The organism is Leptospira brenneri, from assembly GCF_002812125.1.
Classification (GTDB): Bacteria; Spirochaetota; Leptospiria; order Leptospirales; family Leptospiraceae; genus Leptospira_A; species Leptospira_A brenneri.
Window position 1 is genome coordinate 312,067 of sequence record NZ_NPDQ01000003.1, and the last position, 17,143, is coordinate 329,209.

At 40.2% G+C, this 17,143-nt stretch carries 16 protein-coding genes; 3 read left to right on the plus strand and 13 right to left on the minus strand.

What is annotated here, in order from left to right:
- Positions 1 to 9 precede the first annotated feature (9 nt).
- Complete coding sequence (locus CH361_RS08115) at positions 10 to 858, plus strand: prepilin peptidase (protein ID WP_100790315.1); 849 nt, start codon at positions 10 to 12, stop codon at positions 856 to 858.
- Entirely contained in the window at positions 851 to 1,495 is a 645-nt protein-coding gene (pdxH, locus tag CH361_RS08120) for a pyridoxamine 5'-phosphate oxidase (RefSeq protein ID WP_425268677.1), read from the plus strand. The genes CH361_RS08115 and pdxH overlap by 8 nt, the downstream gene beginning before the upstream one ends.
- 107 nt (positions 1,496 to 1,602) lie before the next feature.
- Here pdxH and CH361_RS08125 read toward each other — a convergent pair whose 3' ends face one another.
- The gene (locus CH361_RS08125; RefSeq protein WP_100790317.1) at positions 1,603 to 2,811 is read right to left on the minus strand and encodes a bifunctional 3,4-dihydroxy-2-butanone-4-phosphate synthase/GTP cyclohydrolase II; all 1,209 of its coding nucleotides are present in this window, start codon (positions 2,809 to 2,811) and stop codon (positions 1,603 to 1,605) included.
- A 118-nt stretch (positions 2,812 to 2,929) separates the two neighbouring features.
- On the opposite strand from CH361_RS08125, the gene CH361_RS08130 reads away from it, so the two are divergent.
- Positions 2,930 to 3,307 carry an STAS domain-containing protein gene (locus CH361_RS08130; RefSeq protein ID WP_100790521.1) on the plus strand — a complete coding sequence of 126 codons (378 nt, stop codon included), beginning with the start codon at positions 2,930 to 2,932 and terminating at the stop codon, positions 3,305 to 3,307.
- On the opposite strand, the gene CH361_RS08135 is transcribed toward CH361_RS08130, so the two are convergent.
- The 12 genes from CH361_RS08135 to CH361_RS08190 are packed head-to-tail and all read right to left on the minus strand — an operon-like array spanning position 3,304 to position 17,125.
- Positions 3,304 to 3,912, minus strand: coding sequence for a riboflavin synthase (locus CH361_RS08135; RefSeq protein WP_100790318.1), 609 nt, complete (start codon positions 3,910 to 3,912; stop codon positions 3,304 to 3,306). The genes CH361_RS08130 and CH361_RS08135 overlap by 4 nt on opposite strands.
- A gap of 3 nt (positions 3,913 to 3,915) precedes the next feature.
- Positions 3,916 to 5,265, minus strand: coding sequence for a dihydrofolate reductase family protein (locus CH361_RS08140; RefSeq protein WP_100790319.1), 1,350 nt, complete (start codon positions 5,263 to 5,265; stop codon positions 3,916 to 3,918).
- Between the two features lie 10 nt (positions 5,266 to 5,275).
- Positions 5,276 to 6,214, minus strand: a complete 939-nt coding sequence (gene secF / locus CH361_RS08145) for a protein translocase subunit SecF (RefSeq protein ID WP_100790320.1) — start codon at positions 6,212 to 6,214, stop codon at positions 5,276 to 5,278.
- Positions 6,207 to 8,141, minus strand: a complete 1,935-nt coding sequence (gene secD, locus CH361_RS08150) for a protein translocase subunit SecD (protein ID WP_100790321.1) — start codon at positions 8,139 to 8,141, stop codon at positions 6,207 to 6,209. The genes secF and secD overlap by 8 nt, the downstream gene beginning before the upstream one ends.
- Before the next feature lie 21 nt (positions 8,142 to 8,162).
- Positions 8,163 to 8,795: an SRP-less Sec system protein gene (locus tag CH361_RS08155; RefSeq protein WP_100790322.1), complete on the minus strand. Its 633-nt coding sequence runs from the start codon at positions 8,793 to 8,795 to the stop codon at positions 8,163 to 8,165.
- Between the two features lies 1 nt (position 8,796).
- Complete coding sequence (gene yajC, locus CH361_RS08160; RefSeq protein WP_100790323.1) at positions 8,797 to 9,120, minus strand: preprotein translocase subunit YajC; 324 nt, start codon at positions 9,118 to 9,120, stop codon at positions 8,797 to 8,799.
- A gap of 26 nt (positions 9,121 to 9,146) precedes the next feature.
- Complete coding sequence (trpD, locus tag CH361_RS08165; RefSeq protein ID WP_100790324.1) at positions 9,147 to 10,175, minus strand: anthranilate phosphoribosyltransferase; 1,029 nt, start codon at positions 10,173 to 10,175, stop codon at positions 9,147 to 9,149.
- Positions 10,156 to 10,902, minus strand: a complete 747-nt coding sequence (gene pgsA, locus CH361_RS08170) for a CDP-diacylglycerol--glycerol-3-phosphate 3-phosphatidyltransferase (protein ID WP_100790325.1) — start codon at positions 10,900 to 10,902, stop codon at positions 10,156 to 10,158. The genes trpD and pgsA overlap by 20 nt, the downstream gene beginning before the upstream one ends.
- Before the next feature lies 1 nt (position 10,903).
- Positions 10,904 to 12,250 carry a MiaB/RimO family radical SAM methylthiotransferase gene (locus CH361_RS08175; protein WP_100790326.1) on the minus strand — a complete coding sequence of 449 codons (1,347 nt, stop codon included), beginning with the start codon at positions 12,248 to 12,250 and terminating at the stop codon, positions 10,904 to 10,906.
- Positions 12,250 to 13,350, minus strand: coding sequence for a helix-turn-helix domain-containing protein (locus CH361_RS08180; protein WP_100790327.1), 1,101 nt, complete (start codon positions 13,348 to 13,350; stop codon positions 12,250 to 12,252). The genes CH361_RS08175 and CH361_RS08180 overlap by 1 nt, the downstream gene beginning before the upstream one ends.
- A 15-nt stretch (positions 13,351 to 13,365) precedes the next feature.
- Entirely contained in the window at positions 13,366 to 14,067 is a 702-nt protein-coding gene (locus tag CH361_RS08185; protein WP_100717950.1) for a LolA family protein, read from the minus strand.
- A gap of 40 nt (positions 14,068 to 14,107) precedes the next feature.
- A complete protein-coding gene (locus CH361_RS08190; protein WP_100790328.1) occupies positions 14,108 to 17,125 on the minus strand; it encodes a DNA translocase FtsK in 3,018 nt (1,005 codons plus the stop codon).
- Positions 17,126 to 17,143: the final 18 nt, after the last annotated feature.

The window sequence follows — 17,143 nt, forward strand, 5'->3', positions numbered from 1 at the left end:
AGGATTTTTATGAACGATTCGAATTGGTTTTTCCTTTGGAGTCTTTCTGTCTATGGGATCCTTTTTTTCTTTGGAGCTAGTCTCGCCAGTTTCTATACCACACTTGCAGAACGAATTTTACTTTATTGTTACGGCAAAAAAAGAAAGGAAGTTCATGGCTTTTCTCGTTGGAAAACTATTTTTTCCAAACCAAGTCACTGTCCGTCTTGCGGACATTTGGTAACAAAAACAAATCTTATGCCGATTGTTGGTTGGTATTTGACTAAAGGCAAATGTTCCCATTGTAAAATAGAACTCCCAAAACTCTACCCTCTCACAGAATTTCTTTTTGGTCTAATGGCCATCTTTATCTATTTTGTATCAGAAGATATTTTGGGGACCATCACCCTTCTTTTCTTTTTCGGGCATTTACTGATTTCTATGATGACCGACGTGGCTAAATTTTCTCTCGATTATGAAAATCTTCCTTTTCTCGTAGGATTTGGTTTTCTCTCCAACTATCTTCTGTTTGGTGAATTTTTCACAATAGAAACTCTATGGGTCTATTTAGGTTTTTTCAGTTTTTACCTTTTCATTTACCTTTTGTTTCGCGGGGGAACTGGCCTGGGAGATGTGATTTTTTCGCCCGTGTTTGCCACCATTGCGGGCAATCCTTTTTGGATTTTATATTTTAACTCGGCTTACCTACTCGCAGTGGGATTTAGTTTTCTCCTTCGCAAAAAAGGAGAACCCTTAAAAGGGAAAAAAATTCCTATGGGACTTTATTTTTCTCTCGGATTATTTCTAACCTACTTTGCCAAATTACTTGTCCATTACTACAACTGGGAGGGATTCTCTATTTATGGAACCATTGAATGAATTACAAAACATGCGAAGGCTTTACACACGTTCTATTCTATCAGAAGAGACAGCCGGATCCAATCCATTAGAACTATTCCAACTTTGGTTTTCCGAAGCAAAAGAGGAAGGAGAACAAGAGCCAAATGCAATGAGCCTTGCTACAGTGGATCAATCAGGACAACCTTCCGTTCGAACTGTTTTACTGAAAGGACTCATCCGTGAAGAATTCCAATTCTTTACCAATTATGATTCGGATAAAGGAAAAGATATTGCTGAGAACCCCCGTGTGGCTCTCAATTTCTTTTGGCCCAAACTGGAAAGGCAAATTCGAATAGAAGGTCAAGCGACCCGTATTTCCAAAGAAGAGTCGAAAGCCTATTTCCAAGTAAGACCTAGAGAATCACAAATTGGAGCACTAACATCAAATCAAAGTTCGGTGGTTCCTTCCAGAGAATTTTTAGAAGAAAAGTTTGCCTCTCTTACCAAAGAATGGGAAGGAAAAGAAATACCAATGCCAGAAAACTGGGGTGGGTATTCTGTATTCCCTACCAAAATTGAATTTTGGCAAGGAAGGGTGGGAAGACTTCATGATAGAATCCAGTTTGAAAGAAAAGATAAAACAGAAACTTGGGTTCGTGCAAGGCTTTCTCCATAAGTCCAGAGCTATCAATACAGAAACCCTTCGAAAACAAATAAAAGAAATCAATCAGACATTTATTGGTCTCTTCCCTTTATCAAGGAAAAGACCAGGATGATTTTTGGCTAACCGTGTAGATTCAACAAATGTCCGAGTTTTGTTTTTTTAGTTTGTAAATAACGCGAGTTCTCTTCTACAGGATCTATCTCAATAGGAACTCGTTCGGTTACGTGCAAGTTGTATCCTTCGAGTCCCACAATCTTACGAGGGTTATTGGTGATGAGTTTCATTTGTTTCACTCCAATATCCCGTAAAATCTGAGCACCAATTCCATATTCTCTCAAATCAGGAGCAAAACCCAATTTTTCATTGGCTTCTACTGTATCCAGCCCCCCCTCTTGTAAGGAATAGGCTTTGAGTTTGTTGATGATTCCAATCCCACGTCCTTCTTGACGCATATAGAGTAGGACTCCATTCCCTTCTTTTTCAATCATGCGAAGAGCATTGTGGAGCTGCGGCCCGCAGTCACAACGTTGGGAAGAGAAGATATCGCCAGTCAAACATTCGCTATGAACACGAACAAGGACAGGTTTCTCTGGATCAATTTCGCCCTTTACCAAAGCCATGTGAACTTTGTCGTCAATCTGTGTGGAATAAGCTTTGATTTTAAAATCACCAAATTCGGTAGGAAGACTTGCTTCCACTTCTAAATGAATTAATTTCTCTTTGTGTCTTCGGTAACGAATTAAGTCTTCAATGGTGTAAATATTAAGACCATGTGTTTTTGCAAATTTTTCCAAATCAGGAATTCTTGCCATAGACCCATCATCATTCATAATTTCGCAAATCACACCACTTGGATAAAGACCAGCTAATTTAGATAAGTCGACAGCCGCTTCCGTATGCCCTGCCCTTCGTAAAACTCCACCAGTCACGGCTTGTAATGGAAACATATGACCTGGACGTATCAAATCTTCCGATTTGGTTTTGGGGTCTAGGAGTGCTTCGACAGTTTTGGCTCTGTCAGGTGCGGAGATTCCCGTGGAAGTTCCATGTTTCGCATCCACTGATACTGTAAATGCGGTTCCGTGTTTGTCACCTAAGGAAAGATCATCCACCATCTTTCCAAGACCCAAAGTTTGGAGTCTTTCCCTCTCCATGGGGACACAGATAAGACCACGACCATGGGTTGCCATAAAGTTGATTTTGTCTTTATCTGCAAATTGGGAAGCACAGACCAGATCTCCTTCGTTTTCTCTGTCTTCAGAGTCGACTAAGATGATCATTTTGCCTTGGCGGATTTCTTCGATTGCTTCTTCGATCGGACGTATCATGGGGAAAGGCCTCTATATACTAAAACTCTGAAAGCCGTTCCGAATTAAAGAAGATTCCCAAAGAAAGTCATTGATTTTTCCCCTTTCTTTTGTCTAAATGTTCCGGATCGGAGGGGATGTGGAACTGAAACTGAACACAACGGGAAAGATCAAAACCATCGAAATCGCGGGTAAATTTGACATCGAATCCACGGAGGAATTCGAATCTATCTTTGCAAAACTCATTGAACCACATCCGAGCATCGTTTCCATTGAAATGAGTCGCCTGGATTATATAGATTCCTCAGGCATTGGTTCTCTCATCAAAAGCCTTAACTCTCTCAAAAACAAAAAAGGAAAACTAGTCCTTGTGGGGATGAAACCCATGATCCAAAATGTATTTAAATTAGCAAAACTAGATATGTTTTTTGAAATTATGAATGCTAACGATTTCCAAACAAAGTACGTAGCAGATGATAATGATTCTGATATCGACAATCTACTAAAAAGAAACTAAGAACCTGATCTTTGGCTTAAATAGTTTTCGATATATTTGGCCAAAACATCCACTTCGACATTCAATCTCTGGTCTTTTTTCCAGGTTCCAGCATTGGTTTTTTCCATGGTTTCAGGGATGAGGATGAGTTGGATACTCCCATCCTTTACGTCCACAACAGTGAGACTGATCCCATCCAAAGTCACTGATCCTTTTTTTACAAAATAACGACGAAGTTCTTCTGGGATTTCCACCCAGAACTCTTCCACTTCTTTTTCAATTTGTTTTCGAGAAATCACTTTGGCCATTCCGTCCACATGGCCTTGCACCATATGTCCTCCAAAACGTTGTCCCATTGCCATAGCCCTTTCCAAATTGACAGAAGACCCTTCTCCTAACCGAGATAAGTTGGTCAGTTCCAATGATTTAAATGATGCATAAAATTTAAATAGATTCCCTAACTCAGAGAACTCAGTGACTGTCATACAAGCACCGTTGATGGCAATAGAATCCCCTAATTTTAAATCAGGTTTTTCCCATTCCGTTTCCACGGTAAATTGAATTCCCGAATCAATCGGTTCAATAGTGACCACCTTTCCGATAGCTTCAATAAGGCCAGTAAACATAAACTAGGTGCTCCTCTCTGGTTTTCTAATAAAAATACGGTTCGTTCCAACTTGGTATTCCGAAATCAAAAGTTCATTTTGGAAAACAAAAGGAATTCCATCAGGAAAAGATTTATCTTCGTTTCGGATTTCAATGATTCTATCCGTATCTGAGATCTCATCTTCTAAAAATTCAGGGAAAAAATTTCCAGATTCACATAACAAAGTATTAATGCCAAGTTCACCCAAAATTTCGAGAAATTTCCAACCTTCATTTCGACGTAAATAAACTCCTTCAAACCGAGATAGAGGTCTTATCAACCGTTCTAGTTCTACGTCTTCTTCTGTAATCTCATCTGAAATGATAAAAAAAACACATTTTTTTTCGCCATATTTTTCTGTAAGTGCCTGTTGGTTTGCAAAAAAAACATCCGATGGAAGTTTTTTAGGGTCCAAACAAAAAACACGATACGGTTGGTAGAGGTTTTCTTCTAAGTTATGGATTTGGTTTGTATCTTTTGCAAATTGTAAGATGGAAGAAAAAAGTCCAGAGCCGGCTTCAAAAAAAGGTTCTAGTTCGGTGATTCGAATTCCTGGTTTATGTGAGAGAACCATCTCTTCTGTAATTCGGAAGTTAAGTGATGGACAGTCAGAGAGAATGGTTCCTGGGCCAACGGCAACAGCATCTACTTTTGCGCGTAACAACTGTAAGTAGAGATCCACTTCCTGTGAACTCACCCGTTCTTTCTTTTTATCAAAAGAGGCAAAATTTCCCTCTTTTGATGTCGCGGATTTGATCCAAACCCATGGCCTCCCCGTTTGGATTCTGGTTAAAAACCCCTGTAAATAAGGAAGGGAAACCTTTGCAAGCATCGGATCTAGTGCCACTGAGATTCCGGATTTTGTATACGAACTCCAATCACCCGAGACCACAAGAGGATTGGGATCTTTCCATCCTAACTTTACCTCTTTTGGTTTTCTTTCGATCACCAAATCACGGCAAGGTGGTGTTTTTCCGAAATGGGTACAAGGTTCTAAACTAACGGAGAGGATGGTTTGATCAGAAGGGATCTGATCCTGTTTCTCTGAATTCGAAATTTCAAACTCGATTGAGTTTGTATTTTCCTGGGAACCCAAACTGGAAAGATTTGAATTTTCTTTTGGGTCTAAAATTGGTATTTTTGGATAACGGGAATAAAGTTCTCTTTCTGCATGGTTTCCACCAAAGGTTTGGGTGTGAGCGCTAGAGAGAACTTTTCCCTCGGTGTCAGTTAAAACAGCAGAAACAGGTGGATTGGCTCCGGTTTTTCCCATCGCCAAAAATCCAAGTAAGGAATGCAGAGAATAAGTTTCCTTCCGTTTCTCTGCATTCATCGTCAGTCGGTTATACGAATCTTTTTTTCCTGAGTTGGTCGTAAATCTCAGAAATGGGAGCCGCTATGTAAATCGAAGAGTAAGTTCCGACAAGAACCCCAAATAAAAGAACAAATGCAAAGTCATACAACTCTACAGCCCCACCCACAATGATTGCAATGACTGAAATCATCGTCGTAAAAGATGTATTGATTGTTCTACCTAAGGTTTGGCTGATCGAAACATTGATGATATTCGAAAGTGCTAAATTGTCTTTCCCATGTGCATTTTCTCGGATCCGGTCAAACACAACGATTTTATCATTAATGGAATAACCAAGGAGCGTGAGTAGAGCTGCAATGATAGGAACACTTGGTTTGATTTGTAAAAATCCGATGAGTGCCAAGGTCATAAGAATATCATGAACTAGTGCAATGGAAGAGGCTAAAGCAAACTTAAACTGCGAACGAATACTTAAATACAAAAGAATGATCGCAAGAGTTGTGAGTAGAAGTGTGATTCCGACTTCTGTCAACTCACCTCCGACAACTGCCCCCACTTGGTCTGCCGAAAGAACTTTTTCTTTCGGTAGTTTGTATTCATATCTAAGAAGTTGCACAAAACGGTCAATGGCAGAGGTAGAAGTTTCACGATTTTCTTCAGGAATTTCTTTATAAAGGGATTCGATCGTATCTAACGAACCAAGTCCTATATCTAACTGATAGATATTCTTTTCTTTTTCCAAAAGAATCACAACTGCTTCAATGTTTTTAGATTGAAAGTATCCATCTAAATCATTTCGCGTTTTATCTGCCGGAAGTTCAACAACCGTTCTTAAACCGCCGTTAAAGTCTAGTGAGTGAGCAAACCCACCATACTTAGTGAAGGTGATCACAAATCCGGCAACAATTGCTAAAAATGAAAAACTAAGAGTAAAGTATTTATACTTTGTAAAATTGATATTATACATTTGTAGTCTCCTTTTTTCCAAAGAAGAAAGGTCTTAAATTTAAGTGGTGAACACCCATTCTGTTAACAGCTAACTCCATAAACAATCTAGAGAGGAATAGAGATGTAAAAAGAGTGGTAACGATACCCCAACAAAGTGTGATCGCAAAACCTTTGATCGGTCCATTTCCAAGACGAATCATTAGAATCCCTGCAATGAGAGTGGTCACGTTCGCATCCATAATGGTCCAGAATGCGTTTTCGAAACCGCGAGTGACCGCAATGGAAAGTGCCCTGCCCTCTTCGATTTCCTCCCGAATCCTTTCATAGATAATTACGTTCGCATCCACCGCCATACCAGCGGTCAAAATAATCCCTGCAATCCCAGGAAGAGTTAAGGTAAAATCCATAAGAGTCAAAAGAGCAGCAAGGATGATTAAGTTTACAAGAAGGGAAAGGTCAGCAATGAAACCTCCCAAACGGTAATAAAGAATCATATAAGCCATTACTAAAAAGAATCCAATGGCAACCGCTTTTAAACCAACTTCAATCGACTCGATTCCAAGAGTTGGTCCAATGAATCTCATTTCCAAAACAGATAATGGAATCGGAAGTGCTCCTTCAGAGATTACGTTCGCCAAACGAATGGCTTCTTGTTCCGAAAAACTTCCCGAAATTTCTGCACGACCACCAGCAATTGGATCATTGATGACAGGATTAGAAATTACCTTATCTCCCCAAACAATTGCTAGGTTACGTCCGCGATTTTCCGAAGTGAGGTCAAAAAACTTTTCTGCACCGTTGGGAGTAAGAGTAAAACTCACCATCCATCCGTAAGAATTGGAATTATAGGATGGTTGTGCATTGGTCATATCATTTCCAGAAAGGGCAATTTTACGTTCCAAAACTACAAAACTACGTGGAAGGAGAGCCGACTTCGCAGAATTCCCACGAGCCCACATCGCATAAACTTTAAAGTCTTTCGGAATATTGTATTTTTTCTCTAAACCTTCCAAAAACTCATCTTGGGCTTTTTTTCCAGCTTTGTTTTTGACGAGCTCTTGAAAGATAAAGATGTCTGTATCTTCTCGTTTGCCCAGATCCATCATACGACGTTCGTTGTCGGCGATTTGACCTTTGAATACAAAAGGATTTGGTTCTTCTAAACGGTATTCCACAGTTTCCGTGTTTTGTAAAATTTCCAAAATCGCAGCCGAATTGGAAACACCTGGAAGTGAAACTTCAATAGCATCTTGTTCTTTTTGAATCCTTACTTGAGGTTCTGTTAGATTTTGAGTCGTAAGACGATTATCGATAATCATCTTTGCTTTTTCTAACTCTACGATTTTACGCATCGGAGAAAGATCAAAACTAGATTCAATTTCAGAAAGTCTGGATTTTGCTTTTTCTTTGTCTTCTGGTTTCGCTGTTGGATTTTTTAGAGTTAGATTTAACTCAGTTAATTCTTTTGCATAAAGGTCTTTGAGTTTCGAAGTATAATCCTCAAAATCACCTTTTAGAACCACTCGCATACCACCTTGTAAGTCGAGACCCAATTTGATGGATAAAGACTTACCACCTCGAATAGTATTTTCAATCCAAGTTGGTTCTAATTTATTTTTAGACTCACTTACTAAAGATTGATTTTCTTGGGAGATTTGGTTGATCTTTGCGGAAGTAATAAACCTTCCTTTCACAGTATAAAATGGATTTTCCTTGGGAGGAAGAGTTCCTTGTGGTTCGATGGTCCAACCAGAACCTTTGCCATAATCTTTCGCCCAACGTTCAAAGAGTGCATTCACTAAAATTTTTTGATCAGCTTCAGGAAGTGCATACACATCCTCTCTAACAACGATTTTTAAACTACGATCGGCAAAGTTCGGATACAGAATTGTAAAAGAAACCGCCAGAATCAAAAAAGGTAGAATCAATAGTCGATACGATTGCAAGTTAGTTTGCTCCTAAAATTATTATCTTCTATAAGAACGACTGCTAGATCCCGGGCGAGCGGATCTAAGTCTATAAAAAGCAAATAGTATGATAATCCCAAGGATCATCATTGCCTTTTTATATTTAGCAAAAAAATCAGAGAAATTAAAAAGAGATTTCCCCGTTTCCTTACTTGTAGATGGATTTATTTCTGATTGTGAACTTTCTGTTTTCCCAATTTTTAAATCGGCAGAAAAACCAGGAAGACCCGTTGGCTCCACAGAGGTTGTCGAATCCATCCACAATCCTTGATTGACAACCTCTTCTTCTTCAGTCAAAGAAGGCTGTTTTTCTAAACTGGGAAGAGATTTTTCTGTAACTGTGGGATTTTGGTTCAGATTGCTCACAACATTCGTGTTTTGTGGAAGAACATCTGTAGCGAGTTGGTTTTGTTTGGATTTCTTTTTAGATTTCTTCTTTTTGCCTGTACTCACCACTGCCGTATTCACAACGTTAGTTTGTTTTTTGGTTGTGGGTTGGACTGTGTCCTCTTTCGGCTTTGTGGTTGTAGATTTTGGTTTATCGTTTACCTTATCTAAAAAATCCAAGCCCTCTTGTGAATAGAGGGAAGCCGAAAAACAGATGAGTAAAGCACTAAAGAAGATACGCTTCATCTTAAGCTTTCTTCTTTAGAATGGCGCTAGTTTCAAAAGTAACGTTAGTGTTCGCAGCAATACTCAAAACAACTGTTTCATTATTGTCTTTGAACTCTACGATTTTTCCATGAAGGCCACTATTCGTTACAACATTGTCTCCCTTTTGGAGATTGGTGATCATTTCTTTACGTTTCTTCTCTTCTTTTTTGTTCGGAAGGATCACAAGAAAATACATAGCAACTAACATGATCGGAATGATGATGAGTGACTGTAGGGATGACTTTGCACCCTCTTCTTGGGCAAGGATTAGGATTTCTGGTGTTAAAAAGTTAAAATTGAGCATAGCTATTTATCCAATGTTTACAGGCCTTATGTTAAATTCAATGTTTCACGAACGAATCGGAGAACTTTTTTCTCTAAGATACTTGCTTTGGCCGTTTCATATCCTGTTTTGATATCCGAAACCGCACCGAGTAAATACATCGCGATTCCCGCATTTAGAGCCACCATGGCAGTTCCACCTGTGGATTCTTTAGGGTCAAGAACCGCGCGGAAAAGTGCTTCTGCCCCCTCCTTGGAGGAAGAGAACACTGTATTTCTGTCCAATTCTTTAGCGGTTAAGCCGAGTTCTCTAGGATGGAAAGAGAATTCTTTGGTTTCCTTCCCATCAAAATAGGCATAATCAGTCTCTTCAAAGATGGAAAACTCATCCAACCCATCCTGGGAATGACAGACAATCGCTCGTTTGGAGCCAAGCCTTCCTAAAATCTCCGCCATCGGCAAACAGAGAGACTTATCGTAGACCCCCACCATTTGGTGGGAAGGGGCAAACGGATTGGAAAGAGGCCCAATTAGGTTAAAAAAAGTACGAAATCCAAGGGCCGCGCGAACAGGTCCCGCATATTTCATTGCTGGGTGCCAAGCGGGAGCAAATAAAAACACAAATCCTGTGCGTAAAAATTCCTTCTCAGAATCGGCAGTGGATTGGTCCAATTTGTATCCGAGTCCCGATAAAATATCCGAACTTCCAGAGAGAGAAGAAACAGAACGGTTCCCGTGTTTGGCAACTTTGAATCCAAGGCTTGCAAGAGTGAGAGCAGAAAGAGTGGAAACATTCAAAGTTCCCTTTCCATCTCCCCCCGTCCCACAAGTATCTAAAAAATCAAAATCAAATTTCTTTGAAGGTTGGATGGCATGACCACGCATGGCACGCACAAAACCATACAATTCATCTGTAGTTTCCCCTTTCATTTTTAAAGCGGTGAGAAAGGAAGCAAGGACTGGTTCTGAAACCTTTCCATCCATCACTTCACTTAAAAAAAGTTCGGCATGGGTATCCACAAGGTGGTGTCCAGACACAACCTGTCCGAGAATTTCCTTAACTGTTGGAACGGTCATAAAAAATCCTTTTTAGATTTGAGAATGTTAACAACTGATAATTGGTCGCTATATAACGAAGACCAGATATGACTGTGATGAATGTTGTGAATAACATTCCAAAATAAGGAACAAAAGAAGCAATCGAATCAAAAAAATCGGTAAAACTTAAAGTATCGGAAGTGTTGACCATTTTACAAAACTCATTTGCGTGTTGTGCGGCCACTTCATAGGTAGAATAACCTGCAAGTTTCCCCATAGCATAAGTTTCATTGATCATCGCTCTTCTTTTTCCGGAACTCAACATAAACACAACAAGGATGATAAGAATGGCTCCCATCTGGAAGGCAGTTTTTACCTTTCCCATCATTGTGGTTCGAAGGCTATTCCCGGAACGTACGGCAATGTAACGAAGGAAGGTAATGAGCATATCGCGTCCGATGATCAGAACGACCATCCAAACTTCAATGGGTTCATGGATAAAAAGAAAGGTAACAAAACATCCAATGACTAAAAACTTATCAGCTAGTGGATCCAGAAACTTTCCAAACTCAGTTTGTTGGTTCCATTTACGAGCAAGATATCCATCGACTAGATCAGTCAGAGATGCAAGTGCAAAAAGTACAAAGGCAAAGATTTGGTATTCCCATTCCTTTTGGAACAAGGCAAAGATAAAAAACGGAAGTGCAAGAACCCGAAGGACGGTGAGCAAATTCGGGATATTGGCAATGGTTTTCCAATCTTCCAACTTAAGCCACCCAAGTCCCCGACATATCAAGTTCATAGAAAGAATCGACTCGCACCTGACCAAACTGGCCAAGTTTCAAACCATCTTCTTCTACATAGACCACTTCATCAATTTCAGGTGCATCTTGGAAACGACGAACGATTGCTCCTTTTTCCAAAACTTCATCCACAACAGCAGGATAAAGTTTTCCAATTCGATTTTGATGGATGGATTTTAAAGTTCCAAGGTAGGCTTCGCGAACCATATTCACACGACGAGCAATCTCTTTGTCTTTGATTTGCCCATCCATAGTAGCACCCTTTGTTCCCTCTTGTGGGGAATAAGGAAATAGATTTACTTTTTCCGGTTTTACATCTTCCACAAAACGAATGATCTCTTCCACATCGTCCATGGTTTCACCCGGGAAACCTAAGATAAAGGAAGTGCGAATTTCTAGATCAGGACGAAGGTCTCTTGCTTTTTGAAACAAGGATTTGAAATAAGAATATTCACCCGTACGATTCATCGATTTTAAAACAGACTTGGAAACATGTTGTAAGGGGCTTTCCAAATACGGGGCAATTTTGGGAATTTCTCCATAAAGATCGAGTAACTTTTCTGTTTTTTTGTCGGGATAAAGATAGAGAAGTCGGAGAAGCTCGAGTCCATCCACATCCGCCACAGAACGAACCAAATCTAAAAGTTTGTCTGTATCTTTTCCATAAAATACTGTATCTTGTGAAACAAGACAAATTTCTTTGGAGCCTGCTTTGACAGCCAGTTTGGTTTGAGTGAGAACATCTGAGATTTCTGTATCCCGATATTTTCCTCGTAAATTAGGAATGATACAAAAGTGACAACCTCGGTTGCATCCATCAGAAATTTTTACATAAGAATATGGTTTGGAATAGTTCTCAATTCCTTTGCTTGTGGTAAGTCTTTCTAGTAAGTCTTCGTTAAATTCGGAAAGATCTTTGAATTCGAGAGGGAAACTTTTACGCAGGATCTCACCCGCTTTATCATACTTTCCTGTTCCAAAGTGAAGGTCCACTTCAGGGAGGTCGTCGGAAATTTCCTTTCCCGCACGTTCTGCAAAACAACCCACAACAACTAACTTTTGTTTACTTTTCTTTTTGATATCAATGGAATCCAAAATGGTTTGGATGGTTTCTTTTGTTGCATCTTGGATAAAAGTACAGGTATTGACCAAGTGGAAGTCACTGGCTTCTGGCCCTGCTGCAGGAAGGAGACCTTCTTTCAGGAGGGACTGGTGCATGGCCATGGAATCTACGGTGTTTTTAGGACAACCGAGAGTCGTGATAAAAAACGACTTCGGTGTCTCTTCCGTTTTTTCTTTAAGTTTTGGCATTATTCGCCTAACTCTCCAATGATGGATTGAGTGGAATCATAAGGATTTGGTTTACGAATGAAAATCTTTTTCACAAGTTTTCCTGGTTTTCCAAGAACAGAACGTTCTTTTCCATTTTGAACCATTTCTACGGCCCCACCATCACCCACTTTGATTTCGAGTCTGTCACGAGCTTCTAAGTGTTTGACTTCGCCAGCAGAAACAAGTCCCCTCTCCCCCATCTGACCATCTAACACAAATTCCACGTAACTTGGTTTGGAGAAAAATAATGTCACTTGGATCGGAACGTCTCCTACTGGAGATTTGACCGCAGCACCTTCTCTTTCTTCTTTTAAAGTCACAAGAACTTTAGCTGATTTTTCCGTGACCGCTTGAGTAACCACACGGATATCACGACGAAGGGAAGAAAGTTCTTCAATGCGGTAAGAAAGGATGGTTTCCTCTCCTTCTGCTGTTTGGAAAAAATATACATTTTTTTCAGGGAAGATATTAAACCCAAGGTTTGCCTTTCCATTGGAAACACCCTTGATAAACATCTTACATTGTTGGTTGTTCACACTGAAACTCACACCACGGTCTTCTGTTAAAATAAAAGGTACACTGGCATTTTCAGGAACACTTTGTGAAACGAAGTTAATCCCAGAAGGAATGTCGGAACTGGCAACCGTTTCTACAGTGGATCCCACTTCTGTTGTTTCCTCATCCATTGATCCCGATCCGGAATCTTCAAAACTAATATAGATAATATAAGCTGAGATCACAAAAAGAAAAATGGAAACTAGGCTAATGATTTTATTTCGATCTAAGTTTAAGGGAGTCGTTGTTGGACGAGTGAGCTCTTCCAAAGGTGCTTGTGATTCTTCAATTTGTTCTCCACGGTAGAGATTGAGAAGCATAGCCGCATCTAACTTTAAATAACTGGCATAGTTTTTTAAAAACCCAAGAGCAAAAGTCTCCGCAGGAAATTGAGAATAGTCTTCCGTTTCTAAAGCGATAATGTATTTCGCGGCAATGTTTGTTTCTTTAGCGACATCTTTAACGGAAAGTTTTTTATCTTCTCTAGCTTCTCGTAGTATTTGACCGACTCGTTTTGTGTTCAAAATGATATCCTCTTTTTAGTTCTCGGAGACAAGTGGGTTGTTTACAATTTTTGCGTTTCCGCTCATGTGAAAATTGAAAACTCCATCTTGGATTTCTTCAGAAAAATTAATATTGGAAAATGAAATGGTGGTTACTTTCCCGCGACCATCGGTAGCGACTGCTTTTTTGATTAAGTAGGATTCTGAATCTACAAATAGTTTCATCTTTTCGAACCCACCAATTTTCTCTCTTTGGTCTAGATCCAAAACAAAGTATTTGGTCGCATCACCCATAGAACGAGGCTGTTCAATGGTATCAAATTTATAATGGTATTTACGAAAGAGACGGTTCAGACCATCGGGACTGTTCGTTGTAAAGATGGGACCTGATGTATTTTTACGATCAAGAGTTAAATCCTGTTTTCCCACAGCACCTAATCTCTTGATAAAGATATGCAGAGTTTTTCCATCAGATACGATTTCGTCTCCTTCCGGTTCTGCGAAGTTATATCTGATCTTTCCGGGACGTTTGTAGAAACATTTCCCTCGCATCTGTTTTTCTTTTTTGTTGTCTTCTGTTTTGATGAGAAAATCAGCTGAATAAGAATTGATATCACTAAAGTTCTTCTTTATCTTTTTCACCACTTCGGAGGGTGAGTGCCAATTGTGAGCCGGACTTGTTTGGGCACCAAGAGAAACACCCAATACAAGTAACAAAGATCCGATCCATACTTTCATAGATTCCCAGTTTTTCAGACAAACTTCTCTTGTCGATGATTTACGCTGAACGCAGGATTTCTCGGGGTTTGGCCCCTACTTGTGCCGAAACATACCCGCGCATTTCCATAAGCTCCATAAGCCTTGCCGCTTTGTTGTAGCCGATTCGCATCCGTCTTTGTAAGTAACTGGCACTGGCTTTTTTTTCCGTGACGACAATATTCCAAGCCTCATCAAAAAGTTCCTCATCTTCGTCAGAGGCCATTTCGACACTGGTTTCATCATCCCAGTTCATTTCCACATAGGCCGGAGCCCCTTGTTTTTTGGCCTCTTCCACGATGGAATCAATTTCTTTCTCTTCGATAAACGGAGCCTGGATCCGAAGCAGGTCACTCGAAGTCGGAGAACGGTATAAAAAGTCCCCTTTTCCGAGGAGGGTCTCAGCCCCACTGGTATCCAGAATGGTTCTTGAGTCCGTTTTTTGCGCCACTTGGAAAGCCACCCTTGCCGGACAGTTTGCCTTGATGACACCTGTGATCACATCCACAGACGGTCTTTGGGTTGCCATCACCAAATGGATTCCCACGGCTCTTGCTTTTTGGGAAATACGCTGAATTTGTTCTTCGAGATCCTTTCCTGAAACCATCATGAGATCCGCAAGCTCATCAATAAAGATCACAATGTACGGAAGTTTTTGAAATCCTTTGGCATGAGCATATTCATCCACTTTTTCATTAAAACTTTTAAAGTCCCGACTTTTCAATTGGGAGATCATTTGGTAACGGCTCTCCATTTCTTGGATGGCCCAAGAAAGTGCCTTGGTTGCTTTTTTCGGATCAGTGATCACTGGCATGAGAAGGTGTGGGATTCCTTCGTAAAGAGTCATCTCCACCATCTTCGGATCGATCATAATGAATCTTACTTCTTCTGGTGACCTTGTGCAGATAAGACTTGTGATCATCGCATTGATACTCACCGACTTACCAGAACCTGTGGTTCCCGCTACAAGTAAGTGCGGAAGTTTGGCGATATCAATCATCACAAGTTTCCCTGAGATATCTTTTCCGATACAGATCGAAAGGTCTTTGGCCTTTTGTTGGAGGATGGTATCTTTTAAAATCTCAGACAAAAACACATCTTCTCGAATCCGGTTAGGTACTTCGATTCCGATGGAAGCCTTGCCTGGAATTGGTGCCACGATCCGAATGTTTTTCACCTCGAGGTAGGCACGAATTTCATCAGACAACGAAACAATTCGATTCAGTTTGATTCCATTCGGAATGGTAATCTCATAACGAGTGATGATGGGTCCCCTTTCTTTGGTAACTACCTTGGATTCAATTCCAAAATGGCCAGTGGACTCTTCGATTTTACGAGAGATGAGATCGAGCTCCGAATCATTCTTTAAGATATTGGCCACAGGAACCTGGTGCGATACAAGAAGCCTTGGAGAAATATAATACTTTCCTTTTTTTAGTTTGGGTTTCGGAACCATGGAACCAAACATAAGCTCCTGTTGTTCCACTTTCTCTTTAGATTCTGGTTTTTTCTTTCCAAAATTTCCGGAACTCAAGTTAGAACGAACGAGAGGAGAACTTTCCTCGACAGCCAAAGTTTCCAAGGTTTCTTCTTCATATTCGTATGCATCTGTAGTCTCATCTTCTTCTGAAGATTCGTCCCCGCTCGCATCCCAACCTGTTTCTTCCACAAGAGACAATCGAACGGATTCTGGAATGTGAATGGCTTCCGATTCGATAAGAACTTCTTCCTCTGAATGTTCGGACGCATCGTCTGGTTCCGATTCGACGACATCAACCAAATCTTCTTCTGAGTGATACTCTTCATCCATTTCTTCTTCTCTACGATGCAAAGAAGGAGTGGCAAAACCAGACTCACCCAATTGAAAACCCTCTCTAGCAAACGAAGATTGAATCGGCTCCAGTTTAGGAAGTTCCAAACTACCTAGATCAACCTGAGGATCCAACTTTGGTTTCCATTTTGCTTCGGGAAATTGAAATAAAATTTTTGACTCTCTTTCACTTTCTCGTTCTTCCAATTCCTCAGAAAGTCGTCTATTATCTGTTAGTTTTAGTTTAGAGATTAGAATTTCATTTTTTTCTTTTTCTGCGAGTAAATCCAATTTGGACTCCTGCTTTTGAAAACGAAAGACCTTCTCCGATTCATCAAAAAAACCTTCAAATGAAGATACATTACGATAACGAACTTTAGGTGATTTTTTAGAACTTGGAATTCCAGCGGAACCTTTCCCAAGTCCCAAGGAATCTCTTTCTTGATTTAAATAAGAATCAGAAGAAAAACTTACTTTCTCGGAACGGGAACTTGAGGTTCGATTCCCATCTCTTTTTCCATCCGCAACCACATTCCAAAAGTGTTCGGCAATGTCCTCTTTGGTTTCTTCTTCTGTTTGGACTTGGAACCATTGTTTGCCACGAAATTCTTCTATGGGGCCACGACGTGTCGAAACTACTGATTCTAAAAACTGAGGAAGTTTTAAATGGGGAAGGTCATTTCTTCCCCCAAACATTCTATAAATTCCATTGGAGTATTTGTTGATGGCATCAAAGGTAAAAGACCAAGCTCCGTCCTCAAGCCAGATCACAGCAAAGTATAAGTATAAAAAGAAAACGACAAGAATGCGGCCTGTCTCTCCAAAGAGATAAGAAAAAACCCAAGAGAAAAATTGACCCAAGATTCCACCGCTATCTCCCACGTGACCCAAAGGTGTTTCGAGTAAGTTCAAACTCACAGTAGTCGCCACAAGAAAAAGTGGGAAAAAGAGTGCCTTCCCTAACCGATCAAAGTCAGGGTTTCGTAAAGAAAGAACACCTAACATCAAAACAAAACCTGCGAGTAAAAAGGAGGACTTACCTAAAATATAAAACAGTGTAAAGGCGATGTAATGCCCGAGCCTTCCAAACCAATTGAAAAGCGATCCGTCCTCTCCTTCCTGAAAGGAAAAAAGCGAGAGAAGTAAAAACACGCCAGAAAATACAAATAGATACGGAAGGAAGTCTTTACGAGGCAAAGTCCATCCCCATACGGATTTTTTAGGGTCCATACGGGAAATATCGGACGG